We start from the raw sequence: 14,641 nt of genomic DNA, 5'->3' as shown, positions 1-14,641 counted from the left end.
ATTAAAATAGAGAGCCGGTAACCGCCGTAATATACGGAGGAAAGTCCGGACTCCTTCGGAAATGATGCCGGTTAACGGCCGGGCGCTTGTATTGTAAAATGCAGGCGACAGACAGCGCAACAGAAAATAAACCGCCGGTAAAACGGTAAGGGTGAAAAGGCGGGGTAAGAGCCCACCGCGCTTCCGGTAACGGGGTGGCAGTGCAAGCCTCATCAGGAGCAAAATTGAATAGTAAAGGATATCCGATCCTTTATTTACGGGTTGATTGCGGAAATTGCTGCAGTAATGCAGCAATAAGATAGATGGTTACCCTGTTCGCAGACAGAATCCGGCTTATGGCTCTCTATTTTTATTTATACGGAGAGATTCCGCTATGAAGGACATTAATTAGAAACGTATGAAAAGGTACCACGGTAAGACACAGCATTCCTCAAAACCGCATATTGGAAAATATGCCGTTCTTTTTTTGTGTATTGCACTTATCGTTGCCGGAGCTCTCTTCTTTTTTACTGTTTATCGGGCGCGTTATTTCCGTGTGCCGTCGATACGTACGGTATATACTCAGTGGGAAAATAAAGATTATGCAGGAGTGTATGCAAAAACCGCTCAAATTTTAGAGAAACGCCCGATGGATGGAACTGCGCTTGCACTGCACGGTTTTGCAGCGTATTACCTTTTTGCCGAGCAGACCGATTTATCCATCGGTGCGGATTATCTTACGGCAGCGGTAGTGCATTTGCGCCGCGCCCTGTATCTAACTAAAGATAAAGACGTCCCCAAGATCGCTTATGTACTCGGGAAGGCATATTATCAACAAGGTTATTACTATGCCGATCTTGCGGTGAAGTATTTGGATGAAGCATATACCGGCGGTATCGAGGCAAGCGATTTGTCGGAGTTCCGCGGCATGGCGGCTTCTTTATTAGGAGATACCGATAAGGCGATAGAGGCCTTTACACAGGCGCTTGCGGCAAACCCTTCCGATTTCATACTGTATGCCGTAGCGGAAAATTATAAAAAGAAGGGTGATATACAAAATGCAAAGCTCTATCTTTTTGAAACCATTAAAAAAACCGGTAATGCTGTGTTGGAAGTACGGTGCAGAAATCAGCTCGGGTTGCTCTTTTTAGAGGAAAATAAACCGGAAGAGGCTTTAGAGCAGTTCAAGCTTGTACTTGAAAAAGATGTCAACTCCGCTGATGCGCATTATGGTATCGGACTGATACATGAGATGCAGGGTGATATGATTAAGGCGCGGTATGAGTGGCGATCTGCGATACGGCTTAATCCTATACATGCGGAAACACGTGCAAAATTGAATATAAAATAGCATGGGCATCTCTAAAAACTTGGTTAGATTTTAGAGATGCCCGACGAGTTTAAAATTAAGTCTTATACAATAATGACTTAATTTTAAACATCGCGGCTAAATCTAAGGGAAACCTCTAAAAACTGAAGTTTTTAGAGGTTCACAATAGGAGGAACGTACGGAATATGGGGTTTTTTAAAAGATTTTCTGCCGATATCGGCATCGATTTGGGAACCTGTAATACTATTATCTATATAAAAGGAAAGGGTATTGTTGTTAATGAACCGTCAGTTGTTGCCGTAGAACGTGGAACAAAATCGGTCGTGGCGGTCGGCGCCGAAGCTAAACGAATGTTGTGGAGGACGCCGGGCAATATTATCGCCATACGGCCGCTGAAAGACGGTGTTATTGCAGATAAAGATACAACGGAAAAGATGATCCGGTACTTTATTTCCAAGATTTTGCCGCGCCACAGGCTTATTAAGCCGCGTATGGTTATCGGAATTCCGAGCTGCATCACCGATGTGGAAAGCAGCGCCGTGCACGAAAGCGCTTTAAAAGCAGGTGCGGGCAGTGTCGAGGTGCTTGAAGAATCGCTTGCAGCAGCTATCGGCGCTCAAATTCCGATTACCGAACCTGCCGGTAATATGGTATGCGATATCGGCGGCGGTACGACTGAGGTATCGGTTATTTCCCTGCTCGGTATGGTTGTTACCAATGCTATCCGAGTTGGCGGCGATGAATTCGATCAGGCTATCATTAAGCATATCCGCTCCGTGCATAACCTCATCATTGGAGAGCAGACCGCCGAGCGTCTTAAAATTGAAATCGGTAATGCATTCCCCGAAAAAAACATGGAACGGGTAGAAATCAAGGGAACCGATGCGATTACCGGACTTCCCCGCCGTCTCGAAATCGATTCCGTAGAAGTGCGCGAGGCGCTGAGGGAGCCGATTACCCAGATTGTCGAAGAGATAAAAACAACGCTTGCTCAGACGCCGCCGGAATTGGCAGCCGATATCGTGGAGCGCGGCATCGTTATGACCGGCGGAGGCGCTCTGTTGAAAGGCTTGCCGAAACTCATTTCCAAAGAAACGCATGTTCCGGTTATCCTTGCCGAGAACCCTATGAATTGCGTGGCAATCGGCGCAGGTTTATACTATGACGTGTATAAGGATATGTCGGGTAATCGCAGTTTATATGAGAGTTTGAACCGCTAATACAATGAAAAGAAAATTTTCATTTAAAATAAAGCTTGATGTTTTTTTATTAATCTTGCTGCTTATCATATCTTCGGTGTTGCTGACGTTCTCAGGCGGTCGATTTATCGTCGATTTTAAATCGGTCGGTTTTTCGGTGGCTGCCGGGACGGAAAATGCCGTGCATTCAGTATCGTCATTTGTGACAGATGCAGTGTCGGCTGTGCGGGAGCTTGCGGAGCTTCGTTCAAAGTATGTAGCGTTAAGCGAAAAACTCAAAGATTATGAGCTTTTACAGCGGTCAAATGCCGATATACGCCGTGAAAACAGAGAGTTAAAGGAACTACTCGGTTTTGCGGATATGATTGTCTATAAAAATATTCCGGCGCAGGTTGTCGGATTTGATCCTGATAACCTTTATTCCGGTATTATCATTAACCGCGGAACAAAGCACGGTGTGCGTAAGAATATGCCGGTATTGGCATTCCAAGGCAGCAATGTCGGCTTGGTAGGAAAAATCGTACAAACCGGCCGCGACAGCAGTATGATTATCCCAATATATGATTATCAGTGTTATGTTGCTGCCTCCGTTCAAACAACAAAGCACCGGGGCTTAATCAACGGACAGGGTAGTGCCGATCTACCGCTTATTATGAAGTATGTACAAAAACGGGCAAAAGACGAAATTGCTATCGGCGATAGAATTCTTTCTTCAGGAGAAAACAATCTGTTCCCTAAAGACAGTCCCATTGGTATTGTAACCGGTATTAAGGTGCATGATTATGAAACCTATCTTGAGTTAGCCGTACAGCCGATTATCGATTTCTCCCGGCTCGACTATGTATTCGTGTTAAACTTATCGGGTTTTGATGGGGAGGCAGCTCAGTGAGAAAAGTTATTCTGTGGACGATTGCAGCAGCCTTTTTACTCGGTGTGTTTGAAACCGCTATTCTGTCCCATATTCAATTCTTGCCGGCGCTACCGGATTTAATTTTAATTCTTGTAGTGTATATTGCGCTGTATAACGGTACTGTTGCCGGTATTACGGCGGGTTTTTTTTCCGGACTCATTTTTGATTTTCTTTCTCTGGCGCCGATGGGGCTTCATTCATTTGTGTTTACCGTGCTCGGATTTCTTTATGGTATATTGTACGGGAAATATAATGTGCGGCGCTTCTTTTTTCCGCTCATACTCGGTCTTTCGGCGACATTTTTAAAGGCCGGAATTCTATTAGTGTTACATGTGTTGTTCGGACAAGGTATTCAGGTTTATAACCTGCTTGCAGCCTCCTTTTGGATTGAAGTTGCAGAAAATGCTCTCTGTGCGCCGCCGTTATTTATGTTGTTCGGTTTATTTCCGAATGTGTTTGAAATAAGGGAGCTTTGAGTTCCATGTATGAGCAGGATTTTCAACAAGTTGATAGACGGCTGAAATTTTTTAGTATCTTTGTTTTCTGTATTTTAGTAATATATCTTTTTCGATTATTTTCGATGCAGATCGTTCAAGGCGATCAGTTTAGAAAACAGTCTCAAACAATATCCCAGCGTTCTGAACGCATCCCTGCACAGCGTGGAGAAATCTTTGACCGTAATGCGAATATCCCGATGGTGCTTAATACCAATACCTTCGCCGTGTTGGTAACGCCGGGTGAAATTCCGAAAAAGGCATTTTCGACAGTTATCGCTCGCCTTGCAAATATTCTTCAAATTCCTGTTGCAGAGATCGAAAAGAAATTACCGGCAAAGCGTAGTTCCTTTCAAAGTATCGAGATACGGTCTAACCTTCCTTATGAAGTTATTACCTCCCTTGCAGAAAATATCGACGAACTCCCGGGCGTTTCGTGGCATTCAAAACCGGTGCGTAACTATGTTGAAACGGGATCATTTTCTCATATCCTCGGTTATGTCGGTGATATAACAAAAGAAGAACTCAAGACTTTCTATAATAAGGGTTATACCGCGAATACTTTAATCGGTAAGGCCGGTATTGAAAAATACTATGATGAGTGGTTACGTGGAGAGGATGGTAGCGAATACCGTACGGTTGATGCAAGAGGGCGTTTAATTGAAAACAATACTGCATTTACTCCCCCTAAAATGGGGAATAATCTTATTTTAACCATCGATCGGAAAATTCAAAAGCTTGCAGAAGATGCACTTGGTCAACGTATTGGGGCTGCTGTTGTGCTAAAGCCTGCAACAGGAGAAATTCTTGCACTTGTTTCGTATCCCTCTTTTGATTCTAATCTTTTTTTGAATGATAATGGCAATGAGATGTATGTACAGGTGTTGCATGATCCTCGCAATCCGCTTTTGAACAGAGCCGTTAATGCAAGCTATCCTCCCGCTTCAACCTTTAAAATTGCTATGTCTACTGCGATTCTGGCAGAGAAGGCATTCCCTCCTGAAAAAAAAGTACAATGCTCCGGTAAAGTAGAATACGGTAATCACTTATTCCGTTGCCATCAGCGTTATGGGCATGGTTATTTAGATTTACGGAATGCACTTGCACAATCTTGCGATATTTACTATTGGACGGTATGCCGCGATAACCTCGGTATCGATAAGATGGTCGATTATGTCCGCGATTTTGGATACGGTAAGTCAGCTGAAATCGATTTACCAAGCCAAGCGATTGGGCAAGTGCCTAACCCTGTATGGAAAGAGCGACAATTCCATGAAAAATGGCTTGGTGGAGATACGATGAATATGGCCATCGGACAGGGATTTATGCTTGCTTCTCCATTACAAGTTGCAAATATGGTTGCAATGGTTGTCAACGGCGGTGTAATCTATAAACCGCATTTGTTAAAAGAAGTTCGAGCGCCCGGTACGAACGAACTTATTTACGAAAAAAAGCCGGAGATATTACGGCAAAGTGATATTCCGCCGGATGTATTCGCACAGGTACGGGCTGATATGCGGTACACTATTACGGACGGAACGGCGCAGTATCCTATGCATAATAAAATTGTGCAGCTTGCAGGAAAAACCGGTACTGCAGAAGTCGGTCTTGCGGATCACTGGCATTCATGGATGGCTGCTTACGGGCCTTACAATGCTCCGGCAGAAAATGCTGTGATAGTGGTAGTATTGGTTGAAGCGCAAAACAAATGGGAGTGGTGGGCGCCTTATGCCACGAATATTATCTTTCAGGGTATCTTTGCAGATCAAACGTATGAAGAAGCTGTTGAGGCTCTCGGTGGTAGACGCTTTTTACCGGCGGTAAGGGTAAGGCAAGAATGAATTTGAGACATATTACTAATTTTGATTATGTACTTTTTTTAGCCGTAATTAGCTTATCGGTTATTGGCATCCTCTTTATCTATTCTTCAGGGATTAATTCCGATGGCATATCGGTTTCGCATGAATATATTAAGCAGCTTATTTGGGTAGTGTCGGGATTGATTTTACTGTTTGCGGTAGCGGTATACGATTATACTAAAATTGCTGATCGTGCTTTATTGGTTTATATGATTACCATGCTCTTATTGGTGTACACAAGATTGTTCGGAAAAACTGTCAAAGGTGCACGGAGCTGGATCGGAATTGGCGATTTCGGCATACAAGTTTCCGAGTTTACAAAAATTATTTATATTGTATTTCTTGCATGGTATCTATCAAGATCTCAGAATGAACCTGAATTTCGCCGATTTATAAAGGCTGCGGTTATTATGTTCATACCGATGGGCTTGATTTTATTACAGCCCGATCTTGGAACAGCCTCCGTATATCTCCCCATTTTTTTGATCATGTGCTTTATAGCCGGTTTTCCGCTTCGGTATGTGTTTGGCTTATTGGGAACGACGGTCTGTACGCTTGTTTTTACACTTCTGCCACTTTGGGAGCGGACTATTTTACGTAGATCTTCTCTTGCAGTTAAAGTATTGGGCAATAAAAATATTACACTGTTGATTATTTTTTCCGTTGTTGGGGCGGGGGTTATCGCTGCAATCGGATACCTTCTGTTAAAGAAGCGGTATTATTACTGGATTGGCTATGTGTTCAGTATTGTTGCCATCGCTTTATCCGGCGCATTGGTTGGGAGTAGAGTATTAAAGGATTACCAGATGAAACGGTTAATTATCTTTCTGGATCCTAATAGCGATCCGCTGGGGGCAGGTTGGCATATTCTCCAATCGATGACGGCAATCGGTTCGGGGGGACGAGCCGGCTTAGGTTTTCTAAAAGGAACGCAAAGTCATTACCGTTTCTTGCCTGAGCAGAGTACCGATTTTATTTTCAGTATTTTATCGGAAGAATGGGGATTCCTCGGCGGACTTTTGGTTTTTGTACTTTATGCAATCATTTTTTTACGGATGTTTCTTATCATTAAAAAGACAAATGATTTATTCGGAAAGCTCATTGTCTCCGGTGTTGTCGGTATGTTCTTTTTTCATTTTGTTGTTAATATTGGGATGGTTATGGGGTTTATGCCGATTACCGGTATTCCGCTTTTATTTTTGTCGTATGGCGGATCTTCCTTGTGGACTGCGATGATTGCTATAGGACTTGTGATAGGAATTAGCCTGAGACAGCTCTAAAAAATATTATCAAGAATCTTGCAAAATCTATGATGTTGCGTTACACTACTTAAATAGGAGCTTTCGTAATGACAATACATAACCTTATGGAAGATTTCGTATATAACGAAGTGAATAAAGTTTTTGATGCTGCAAAAGAAAAGAATGAACCATGGTTCACGTGTAATTGTATGCAGTGCCGTTTGGATACGGTTTGTTATGTTTTAAATCGAATTAAACCGCGGTATGCGACTTCCGGTAGAGGTATGGCGCATTTTTTGCAGATTGATCAGTCGGAAAAAAATCAGCTTCTTGCTGATATTTCGATACTGGCATTTGAAGGTATGAAAACTGTTTTGAGCACAAAGCGTTCCCATACGTCCTGTGAACAAGTTTTTCCTTCCGGTTATGTATTTAACTTTCCTACCATCACGGGGCGTGTCTTGGATGGTCAAACATTTTCTCCCGTGTCTGATCTGCCCGTGACATTATATCTGGAAGACAGCTTGGTTGCCCAAATGAATCATCTTTGGGATAACCCGTATACTATTTCTCAGAAAACGCCGGGGACGTATACCTTTTGGCCGTTTCCCGTCCTTGCATCGGAATTAGGGGAAAAACGAATTTTTAATTTTTATATTCACGCTGATAGGGAAGGGTATGATTCTATTCACTACCATTTTAAACTTGGTTTGGTGAGTGATGCAAGCGTAAAACGGGAACTGGATGCGGAAAGCTGCCATAATTTACCCGATTTATATCTTTTCAGCAGAGTATAGGAAACCTCTAAAGATTTCAGTTTTTAGAGATGCGCCCTATAACAACTTCGTCTAGAGGTTATATATGAAATTGGTTTTTTTAGGTCCTCCGGGGGCGGGAAAGGGAACGTTGGCATCGGAGGCTGCAAAATATTATGGTATCCCTCATATTTCGACGGGATCTATGTTCCGTGTCGCTATCAAGAATCATACTCCATTAGGAGAAAAAATTCAGAAGATTATCGATTCCGGCGCTCTTGTTGATGATGAAACGACCGCCGCTTTGGTAAAAGAACGGCTTACTAACGATGATGCCCGAAACGGTTTTATTTTAGACGGTTTCCCGCGTACGATTGCACAAGCGGAAATATTGGAAGATTTTTGCAGTCTTGATGCTGTCATAAATTTTGATATTTCGGATGAAGCCGTAATAAAACGGCTGTCGGGCAGACGTCTGTGTCCTTCGTGCGGTAAGAATTTTCACATTGAGTTTATGAAACCCCTTATTGAGGGGGTCTGCGACAACTGCCGCGGTACATTGGTTATCCGCGAGGATGATAAAATAGAGGCGATTGTAAAACGGCTTGAAACGTACCGTGAACAAACGTTCCCTTTAATTGAGTTTTATCAAAATAAAAAACTGCTCATAACTTTGGATGCACAGCCCGCTCCGGCAGTTATTTTGGAGAACTTTATTAAACTCTTTCCCCACAAGCGCTAAGGATACAGCTATTTGAATTATACACTTGATGACGAAATTGCCGCTATTGCAACAGCGTTGGCGCCTGCAGCACTCGGTATTGTACGAACATCGGGAGCACGAAGCCTTGAGCTTATTTCCCGTTTTTTTTCTCGTCCTAATGCCTTGCTACAAGCACAAGGGCATACGCTGGTGTACGGCTGGATACACGATGAGGGGGTTAAAGTCGATGAAGTAGTGCTCTGCGTGTACCGTGCTCCAAAAAGCAATACCGGTGAAAATGCCGTTGAAATTCTTTGCCACGGAGGACCGGGTGTTGTCAAGGCAATTTATCGCCTCTGCATCAAAAACGGGTTCCGCCCAGCGGAACGCGGGGAGTTTACCTTCCGCTCGTTTATACACGGTAAAACGGATTTGACCCGTGCAGAGGCGGTGCGGGAAATTATCGATTCAAAAACAAATACGGCGCAGCAAAAAGCAGCCGGTCGGCTTTCCGGTAATGTATTCCGCGAAATAGAAACAATCAAAACGGATTTAATGACCGCACTTGCCGCGCTTGAAGTGGGAATCGAATATCCCGAAGATGAGGAAACAATTGCGGATAGTTTTGACGAGGCGCTTCTGAAAAAGCCGCTTTCGGCACTGCAGCAGCTTGCCGCTTCATGGCAAACGGAAAAAATATATCAGGCAGGTGTGCGCCTCGTGCTTGCCGGTAAAACAAATGCAGGAAAATCTTCTCTTTTTAATGCGCTGTTAAAAGAAGATCGCGCTATCGTGTCAGATATCCACGGAACGACCCGTGATTGGCTTGAAGCGGAACTCGATTTTAAAGGCATCCCTGCACATATTTTCGACACTGCCGGTCTCCGCGCTACTGAGGATACAGTCGAAGCGATAGGAGTGCAGCGCAGTGTTGAACTGGCATCGGCAGCCGACATTGTGCTGTATTTGATTGACGGCACAAAGCCGCCGGTAGAAGAAGATAGTGCGTTTATCGAACAGAATACCGCACCGCTGATTATTGTGCAAACCAAGGCGGATAAGGGGCAGACGGAACCCTTGCCGGCGGCTTTGCAGCGGTATCCCGCCGTGAGCTTGAGTTCAAAAACGGGCATAGGTATCGATATTCTGATAGACACGGTTGTCGGGTTGGTTACGGCGGATACCGCACTGCCGATGCAGGACGCAGGCGTCTCGCTCGGGACGGAGCGGCAAAAGGAAGCGGTAATCGCCGCGCTTGAAGCAGCACGCCATGCGCTTGAAGCAGGACGCAGCGGATATCCGCTCGATGCCGTCATTCAGGATGTGGAAGAAGCCGTGCATGCACTCGGAAGCGTTACCGGCGAAGTTCGCTCCGACGATATCTTAGATAAAATATTCTCAGGCTTTTGCGTGGGCAAATAAGAGGTTTTTACAATATGAGTGTTATTTTAGAGGCAGACGAGCTAAAAAAATCCTATTTTACCAAACCCGTCTTGAACGGTATTTCTTTAACAATAGAAGAAGGTTCGATCCTCGGATTGCTTGGTCCAAACGGTTCGGGTAAAACAACTTTTTTGAAGATTATTGCAGGATTGCTCCATGCAACCTCCGGCGAAGTTCGGGTGTGCGGTCAACCGATCGGCCTTGAAACAAAGCGTATGGTTTCGTTTTTACCCGACCGAAACTGCTTATATCCGCGAATGACTGCGCTTGATGTTATTCAATTTTATCAGGACTTTTTCGATGACTTTGATCGGAATAAAGCTTTGGAATTGCTTGAATTTATGGAGCTTGAACAAAAGCAGACGATTAAAACGATGTCGAAAGGGATGATCGAAAAGATGAATTTAACGCTCACTTTTTCGCGAGCAGCAAAGCTGTTTGTGCTTGATGAGCCGTTAGGAGGCACCGATCCTGTTGCCCGTGAAAGAATTATCAAAACGATCATTAAAACATGGACGGAAAACAGTGCGATTATCATCAGTACCCATCTTGTTACGGATGTTGAACATGTGTTTACCGATGTCGCTTTTTTACGTAAAGGAATCATTGCCGTGCAGGGTAATGCAGAGCAGTTGAGGGAAACGCATCAAAAATCAATTTATCAACTGTACCTCGAAATTTTCGGTTAAAAAGTTTTTATGGATGGGAACCTCTAAAAACCTCAGTTTTTAGAGATGCCCAGATGTTTATACGAGAGGAAATAAATGAAACGGATTTTTAAATATACCTTTTTGCAGCGGTTACCGAGTATTATTTTAAGCTGTGCTGTTATGGCATGTATGAGCGGCGTTGAACTGCTCTTTGTAGCCTTTACTAAAAACATATTTAACGGATTTTATATGTTGTGGTTTGTGCTCACTGTAATAGTCTTAACGGTAATTCCGCTCTTTCTCTTTATTCGGTGCAGCAGCGGTTACGCACGGACATTGCTGTTTACAAATGAAAGCTATCTTATGCTGACGTTGCCGGTACGTACCGAGTTCATATTGCTCGGTAGAATACTATGTGGTCTTGCCGAACTGGTGATTTGTATGGTTATCTCCGGTTTCTTTTTAATAGCGGTTGGAATAGGCTGGACATATCATTATATCGGTTTTACGAGTCAGCAGTTTTTTCGCGTAACGGAAGATATTCTTACGCTTATTTTTCTTAAAAATTTTCCTCTTATTGTGTTGATGCTGTTTGGTTCATTAGTGTCTTTCATATTAATCGGAAATGTCGCGCTTGCCGTTCAAACAGTAATGCGTTCCTTTAATATTAAACGGATGAGGGGAGTGTGGACTGTAGGCTTTATTCTTATTTTTACCGGTACGCTCTTTTTGACCGGAAGGATTGAGGCAATGGCCGGACGGGCGCTAGGCTCCTATTGTCCCATTACTGTATACGGTATACAGTATGCAGCACAGGTTGCATCATATCCGGGTATTGTTATTAACGTTCCTATCGTTTCGACGTTAATTTCACTGGGGATAGGTATCGCATGTTTTTTTGCTTCGGCATGGCTTTTAAAAAGAAAGGTTGAGGTATAAGGCGTCTCTTCATACTTGACACTATATATTGAGAATCATTATTGTATTTTATTAGAGGAATTAACGATGATAACATATAAAAAAAGATTCTTGTACGTATGTTTGGTTTTGCTGATATTAGGCTGTATTGCATGTAAACGTGAGGCACGGCAAGATGCGGCTCAGACCTGTACAGTGAATGAAAAGGTTAAGACTGCTGCAGGGGTTGAAAGACCGGTTGCCCATGTGGTGATTGACGATAAAGCACTGGCAGCCTTTACCAAACAAAAAGTAACAGCTGCATATTGTGTAGCGATGGGAGCGTCGTGAGGCGGTACTATTGTAGATCCGACCGTGATTGTCGGAATGCCGAAAGACCTTAATAATTATGATAAGTTTGAGATGAACGGAATTGATGTGTATATAAAAAAAGGAACCAATACGCTAAACGGTACCATAACAATAACTGCAGAAAATGCATTTTGGCAAGAAATATTTATTGCCAAAGGAATTGCGCAATAGAAAGATAGGCTTTTGATATCAAACGGATTGCGGCTTAAACGCTGAAGAGTTATGTGTAGGAAAGTAAGGCTGTTAGGCTAGTGGATGTTCCCGTTCTTCTTGTATTTCTATTTCTCTACTAATATCTTCCAATTCCATTGCAATCATGTTGATATTTTCCGCACAGAGCCGTAATTTTTCCGTAATCTGAGCAGTGTTGTGGTCGATCTCTTTTTTGTAATATATCTTATGTTCGACGCTTGCCCAAAAATCCATAGCGATTGTACGGAATTGTACTTCCACTTGCATATATTTTTTCCCTTCAGCAAAGAAAACGGGAATTTCGACAATCAGATGCAGACTGCGGTAACCGTTTGGTTTAGGATGTTTAATATAATCTTTGCGGGCGATGATTTTTATATCATCTTGTGCGGACAGTTTATCGGCAAGGATGTAAATATCCTTTTGAAATGTGCAAATAACACGAATGCCGGCAACGTCATGTAAATGGTGTTCGATATTTTCGAGCGATATATCAAGCTCCATCTTTTTTAATTTACCGAGAATACTGATCGGTTTTTTTATTCTACAGGTAATGGATTCAAAAGGATTACGATCACGATCCATCGACAGCTCAGTATTAAGAACTTCCAGTTTTGTTTGAACTTCGCGTAATGCACAACGGTATTGCATCATCAGATGTGTGAACGGATACGCCGCTTCTAATAATTCTTCGGGTTTTTCACTGTTCAATAATTCTTTAAATGTAAAACTTGCCAAAGTATGCCTCAATTTCTAAAATTTTATTCGTACAGGTGATTTAATGCCTCGACGTTCTGCGTCAGGGATGTTGATCTGATGTTATCGGCTTTATAATAATGATAAAAGACCTTTCTTTCTACACCCTCCACGCAGCTGCGGTTTCCCGCATACCGACAAAGCGTGCATAAATACCGTTTTGCTGCACGAGTTCGGAATGGGTGCCGTGCTGGACAATACTGCCCTTATCCATGACGAATATTTGATCGGCATTTTTGATAGTTGAAAGCCGGTGTGCGATGATGATTGCGGTTTTGTTTTTCAGCAATTCATCAAGGGCGCTTATCAGCTTTTCTTCGTTTTCGGGATCGACACTGGAAGTCGCTTCGTCGAGAATGACAATGGAACTCGGCTTGAGCATTGCTCGTGCAATGGAAATACGCTGGCGCTCCCCGCCTGAAAGATTGCTGCCGCCTTCCTGCAGTACCGTATCGTAACCGTTCGGCAGTTCCATAATAAAGTCGTGACATTGCGCTGCTTTTGCCGCTGCGATAACTTCTTCGTCGGTTGCATCCGGTTTTCCGAATTTGATGTTGTTCTTTATTGTGTCTTCAAACAAGTACACATCTTGGAATACAAATGTAAAGTTTGATAAAAACGCATCGTAGGCAAAGTCTTTTATATTGGTATCGCCGAGTTTTATTTCTCCCGAATTGACATCCCAAAAGCGGGCAATCAGCTGACATAAACTGGTCTTCCCCGAACCGGAATACCCGACCAAGGCTGTTACACTATTTTTCGGAATACTCATATCCACATTGCGGAAAAGTTTTTCTTCTTCTGTCTGCTCCTTTCCACCGTAGCCGAAGGTAATATTTTTAACGGTGATATCATCGTTTCCCTGCGGCAGGAGCGAACCTTCCGGTAAAGCTTGAATATTTTTAACCGTAAAAAGCGTATCCAAATTCTGTACCGCAGCGCCGCGCATCCGCTGCATGGTACCGGCTATTTCAAACCCGCCGAATACCACAAAACTTGCTACGGTCAGCATCAATGTTTTTTCTACATCGATCGCTCCAACGGAATAGCGGTATAAGGCGCTCACAATAATTGCAGTTGTTCCCAACTTAAGCAGCAGCGAGAAAACCAGCAATGAGGGCATCACTGTTTTTTCTACCGCAAAGAAACCTGTTTTGCTTTTTTTAATACTCTCCGTTACATTTTTTATCGCTTCGCTTGTTCTGCCGAACGCCTTGACCACGCCGATCCCCTGCACATACTCCAAAATATCGGTATGCAGTTGCAGCTTCAGCTCCGTCAGTTTTGTCGTTACCGCATCGGTCTTTTTTTGAAACACAGAGTTGAACAGGATTGCAGTAACAAGGGTGATAAAAATGATACAGCCGGTTGTCATATCATACGGGAAAACAAACAGCGCCATAATCACCGTTTGAATGCTGCCTGCAAACATCATTTCGAGAATCATCATATCGATTGTTTCAACATCGGTGATCACCGTTGTCAACGCTCCCGAAATATCGCCGAGTTTACTTTCGGAAAAATATCCCATGTGTACGTTTTTCAGTTTATCTCCGATGACAAGCCTGTTCTCCGCCCCCATCGTATACGAGGCGATATTTTTATTCCGGTCGGAAATATAGCCGAAGATGATTTTCCCCGTGATGCTGGTGACCATAATGCAGAACACCGTGATAATATTGCTCCGTGTAACCGGCTGTGATTGAAACACCGCACGGCTCAATGTTAGCAAAAAATACCCAAGCCCGCCGAGGGTAAAGCCTTCGAATATGCTTTTGAGCATATCGCAAATAAACATCGTTGTTATACGCTTTGATTGATTCCCCGCAACCGCGTAAATCTTCTTCAATAAATCAAACAT

The 14,641-nt window shown here is 43.3% G+C and carries 14 protein-coding genes and 1 other RNA gene; 13 read left to right on the top strand and 2 right to left on the bottom strand.

Annotated features, from left to right (window positions below):
• Window positions 1-6: 6 nt before the first annotated feature.
• From rnpB to DWB79_RS12215, 13 genes are all read left to right on the top strand, one after another.
• Window positions 7-351: RNase P RNA component class A (gene rnpB / locus DWB79_RS10935), an RNA gene on the top strand.
• A gap of 46 nt (window positions 352-397) precedes the next feature.
• Window positions 398-1,330: a tetratricopeptide repeat protein gene (locus tag DWB79_RS10930; protein ID WP_016524106.1), complete on the top strand. Its 933-nt coding sequence runs from the start codon at window positions 398-400 to the stop codon at window positions 1,328-1,330.
• A 164-nt stretch (window positions 1,331-1,494) separates the two neighbouring features.
• Entirely contained in the window at window positions 1,495-2,529 is a 1,035-nt protein-coding gene (locus DWB79_RS10925) for a rod shape-determining protein (protein ID WP_016524105.1), read from the top strand.
• A gap of 4 nt (window positions 2,530-2,533) precedes the next feature.
• Complete coding sequence (gene mreC, locus DWB79_RS10920; RefSeq protein ID WP_016524104.1) at window positions 2,534-3,397, top strand: rod shape-determining protein MreC; 864 nt, start codon at window positions 2,534-2,536, stop codon at window positions 3,395-3,397.
• On the top strand, window positions 3,394-3,894 hold the full coding sequence (gene mreD / locus DWB79_RS10915) for a rod shape-determining protein MreD (RefSeq protein ID WP_016524103.1): 501 nt from the start codon (window positions 3,394-3,396) through the stop codon (window positions 3,892-3,894). The genes mreC and mreD overlap by 4 nt, the downstream gene beginning before the upstream one ends.
• Before the next feature lie 5 nt (window positions 3,895-3,899).
• Window positions 3,900-5,753, top strand: coding sequence for a penicillin-binding protein 2 (gene mrdA / locus DWB79_RS10910; RefSeq protein WP_016524102.1), 1,854 nt, complete (start codon window positions 3,900-3,902; stop codon window positions 5,751-5,753).
• On the top strand, window positions 5,750-7,051 hold the full coding sequence (gene rodA / locus DWB79_RS10905; RefSeq protein ID WP_016524101.1) for a rod shape-determining protein RodA: 1,302 nt from the start codon (window positions 5,750-5,752) through the stop codon (window positions 7,049-7,051). Before mrdA ends, rodA begins: the two co-directional genes overlap by 4 nt.
• 68 nt (window positions 7,052-7,119) lie before the next feature.
• Window positions 7,120-7,809 carry a late competence development ComFB family protein gene (locus DWB79_RS10900; protein WP_016524100.1) on the top strand — a complete coding sequence of 230 codons (690 nt, stop codon included), beginning with the start codon at window positions 7,120-7,122 and terminating at the stop codon, window positions 7,807-7,809.
• 64 nt (window positions 7,810-7,873) lie between these two features.
• Window positions 7,874-8,509, top strand: a complete 636-nt coding sequence (locus tag DWB79_RS10895) for an adenylate kinase (RefSeq protein ID WP_016524099.1) — start codon at window positions 7,874-7,876, stop codon at window positions 8,507-8,509.
• Between the two features lie 12 nt (window positions 8,510-8,521).
• Entirely contained in the window at window positions 8,522-9,892 is a 1,371-nt protein-coding gene (gene mnmE, locus DWB79_RS10890) for a tRNA uridine-5-carboxymethylaminomethyl(34) synthesis GTPase MnmE (RefSeq protein ID WP_016524098.1), read from the top strand.
• A gap of 14 nt (window positions 9,893-9,906) precedes the next feature.
• Window positions 9,907-10,602, top strand: a complete 696-nt coding sequence (locus DWB79_RS10885; protein WP_016524097.1) for an ABC transporter ATP-binding protein — start codon at window positions 9,907-9,909, stop codon at window positions 10,600-10,602.
• Window positions 10,603-10,677: 75 nt separating this feature from the next.
• On the top strand, window positions 10,678-11,502 hold the full coding sequence (locus DWB79_RS10880) for a hypothetical protein (protein ID WP_016524096.1): 825 nt from the start codon (window positions 10,678-10,680) through the stop codon (window positions 11,500-11,502).
• A gap of 66 nt (window positions 11,503-11,568) precedes the next feature.
• Window positions 11,569-12,003, top strand: coding sequence for a CC/Se motif family (seleno)protein (locus tag DWB79_RS12215; protein WP_276324590.1), 435 nt, complete (start codon window positions 11,569-11,571; stop codon window positions 12,001-12,003).
• A gap of 72 nt (window positions 12,004-12,075) precedes the next feature.
• Here the strand turns inward: DWB79_RS12215 and DWB79_RS10870 are convergent, their stop codons facing one another.
• Window positions 12,076-12,762, bottom strand: a complete 687-nt coding sequence (locus DWB79_RS10870; protein WP_016524094.1) for a GTP pyrophosphokinase — start codon at window positions 12,760-12,762, stop codon at window positions 12,076-12,078.
• 118 nt (window positions 12,763-12,880) lie between these two features.
• Window positions 12,881-14,641: an ABC transporter ATP-binding protein gene (locus DWB79_RS10865; protein ID WP_016524093.1), complete on the bottom strand. Its 1,761-nt coding sequence runs from the start codon at window positions 14,639-14,641 to the stop codon at window positions 12,881-12,883.

The organism is Treponema medium, assembly GCF_017161265.1.
GTDB classification, from domain to species: Bacteria; Spirochaetota; Spirochaetia; order Treponematales; family Treponemataceae; genus Treponema; species Treponema medium.
The sequence above is the reverse complement of the archived record's forward strand: the minus strand, read 5'-3'. Positions and strand labels throughout refer to the sequence as shown.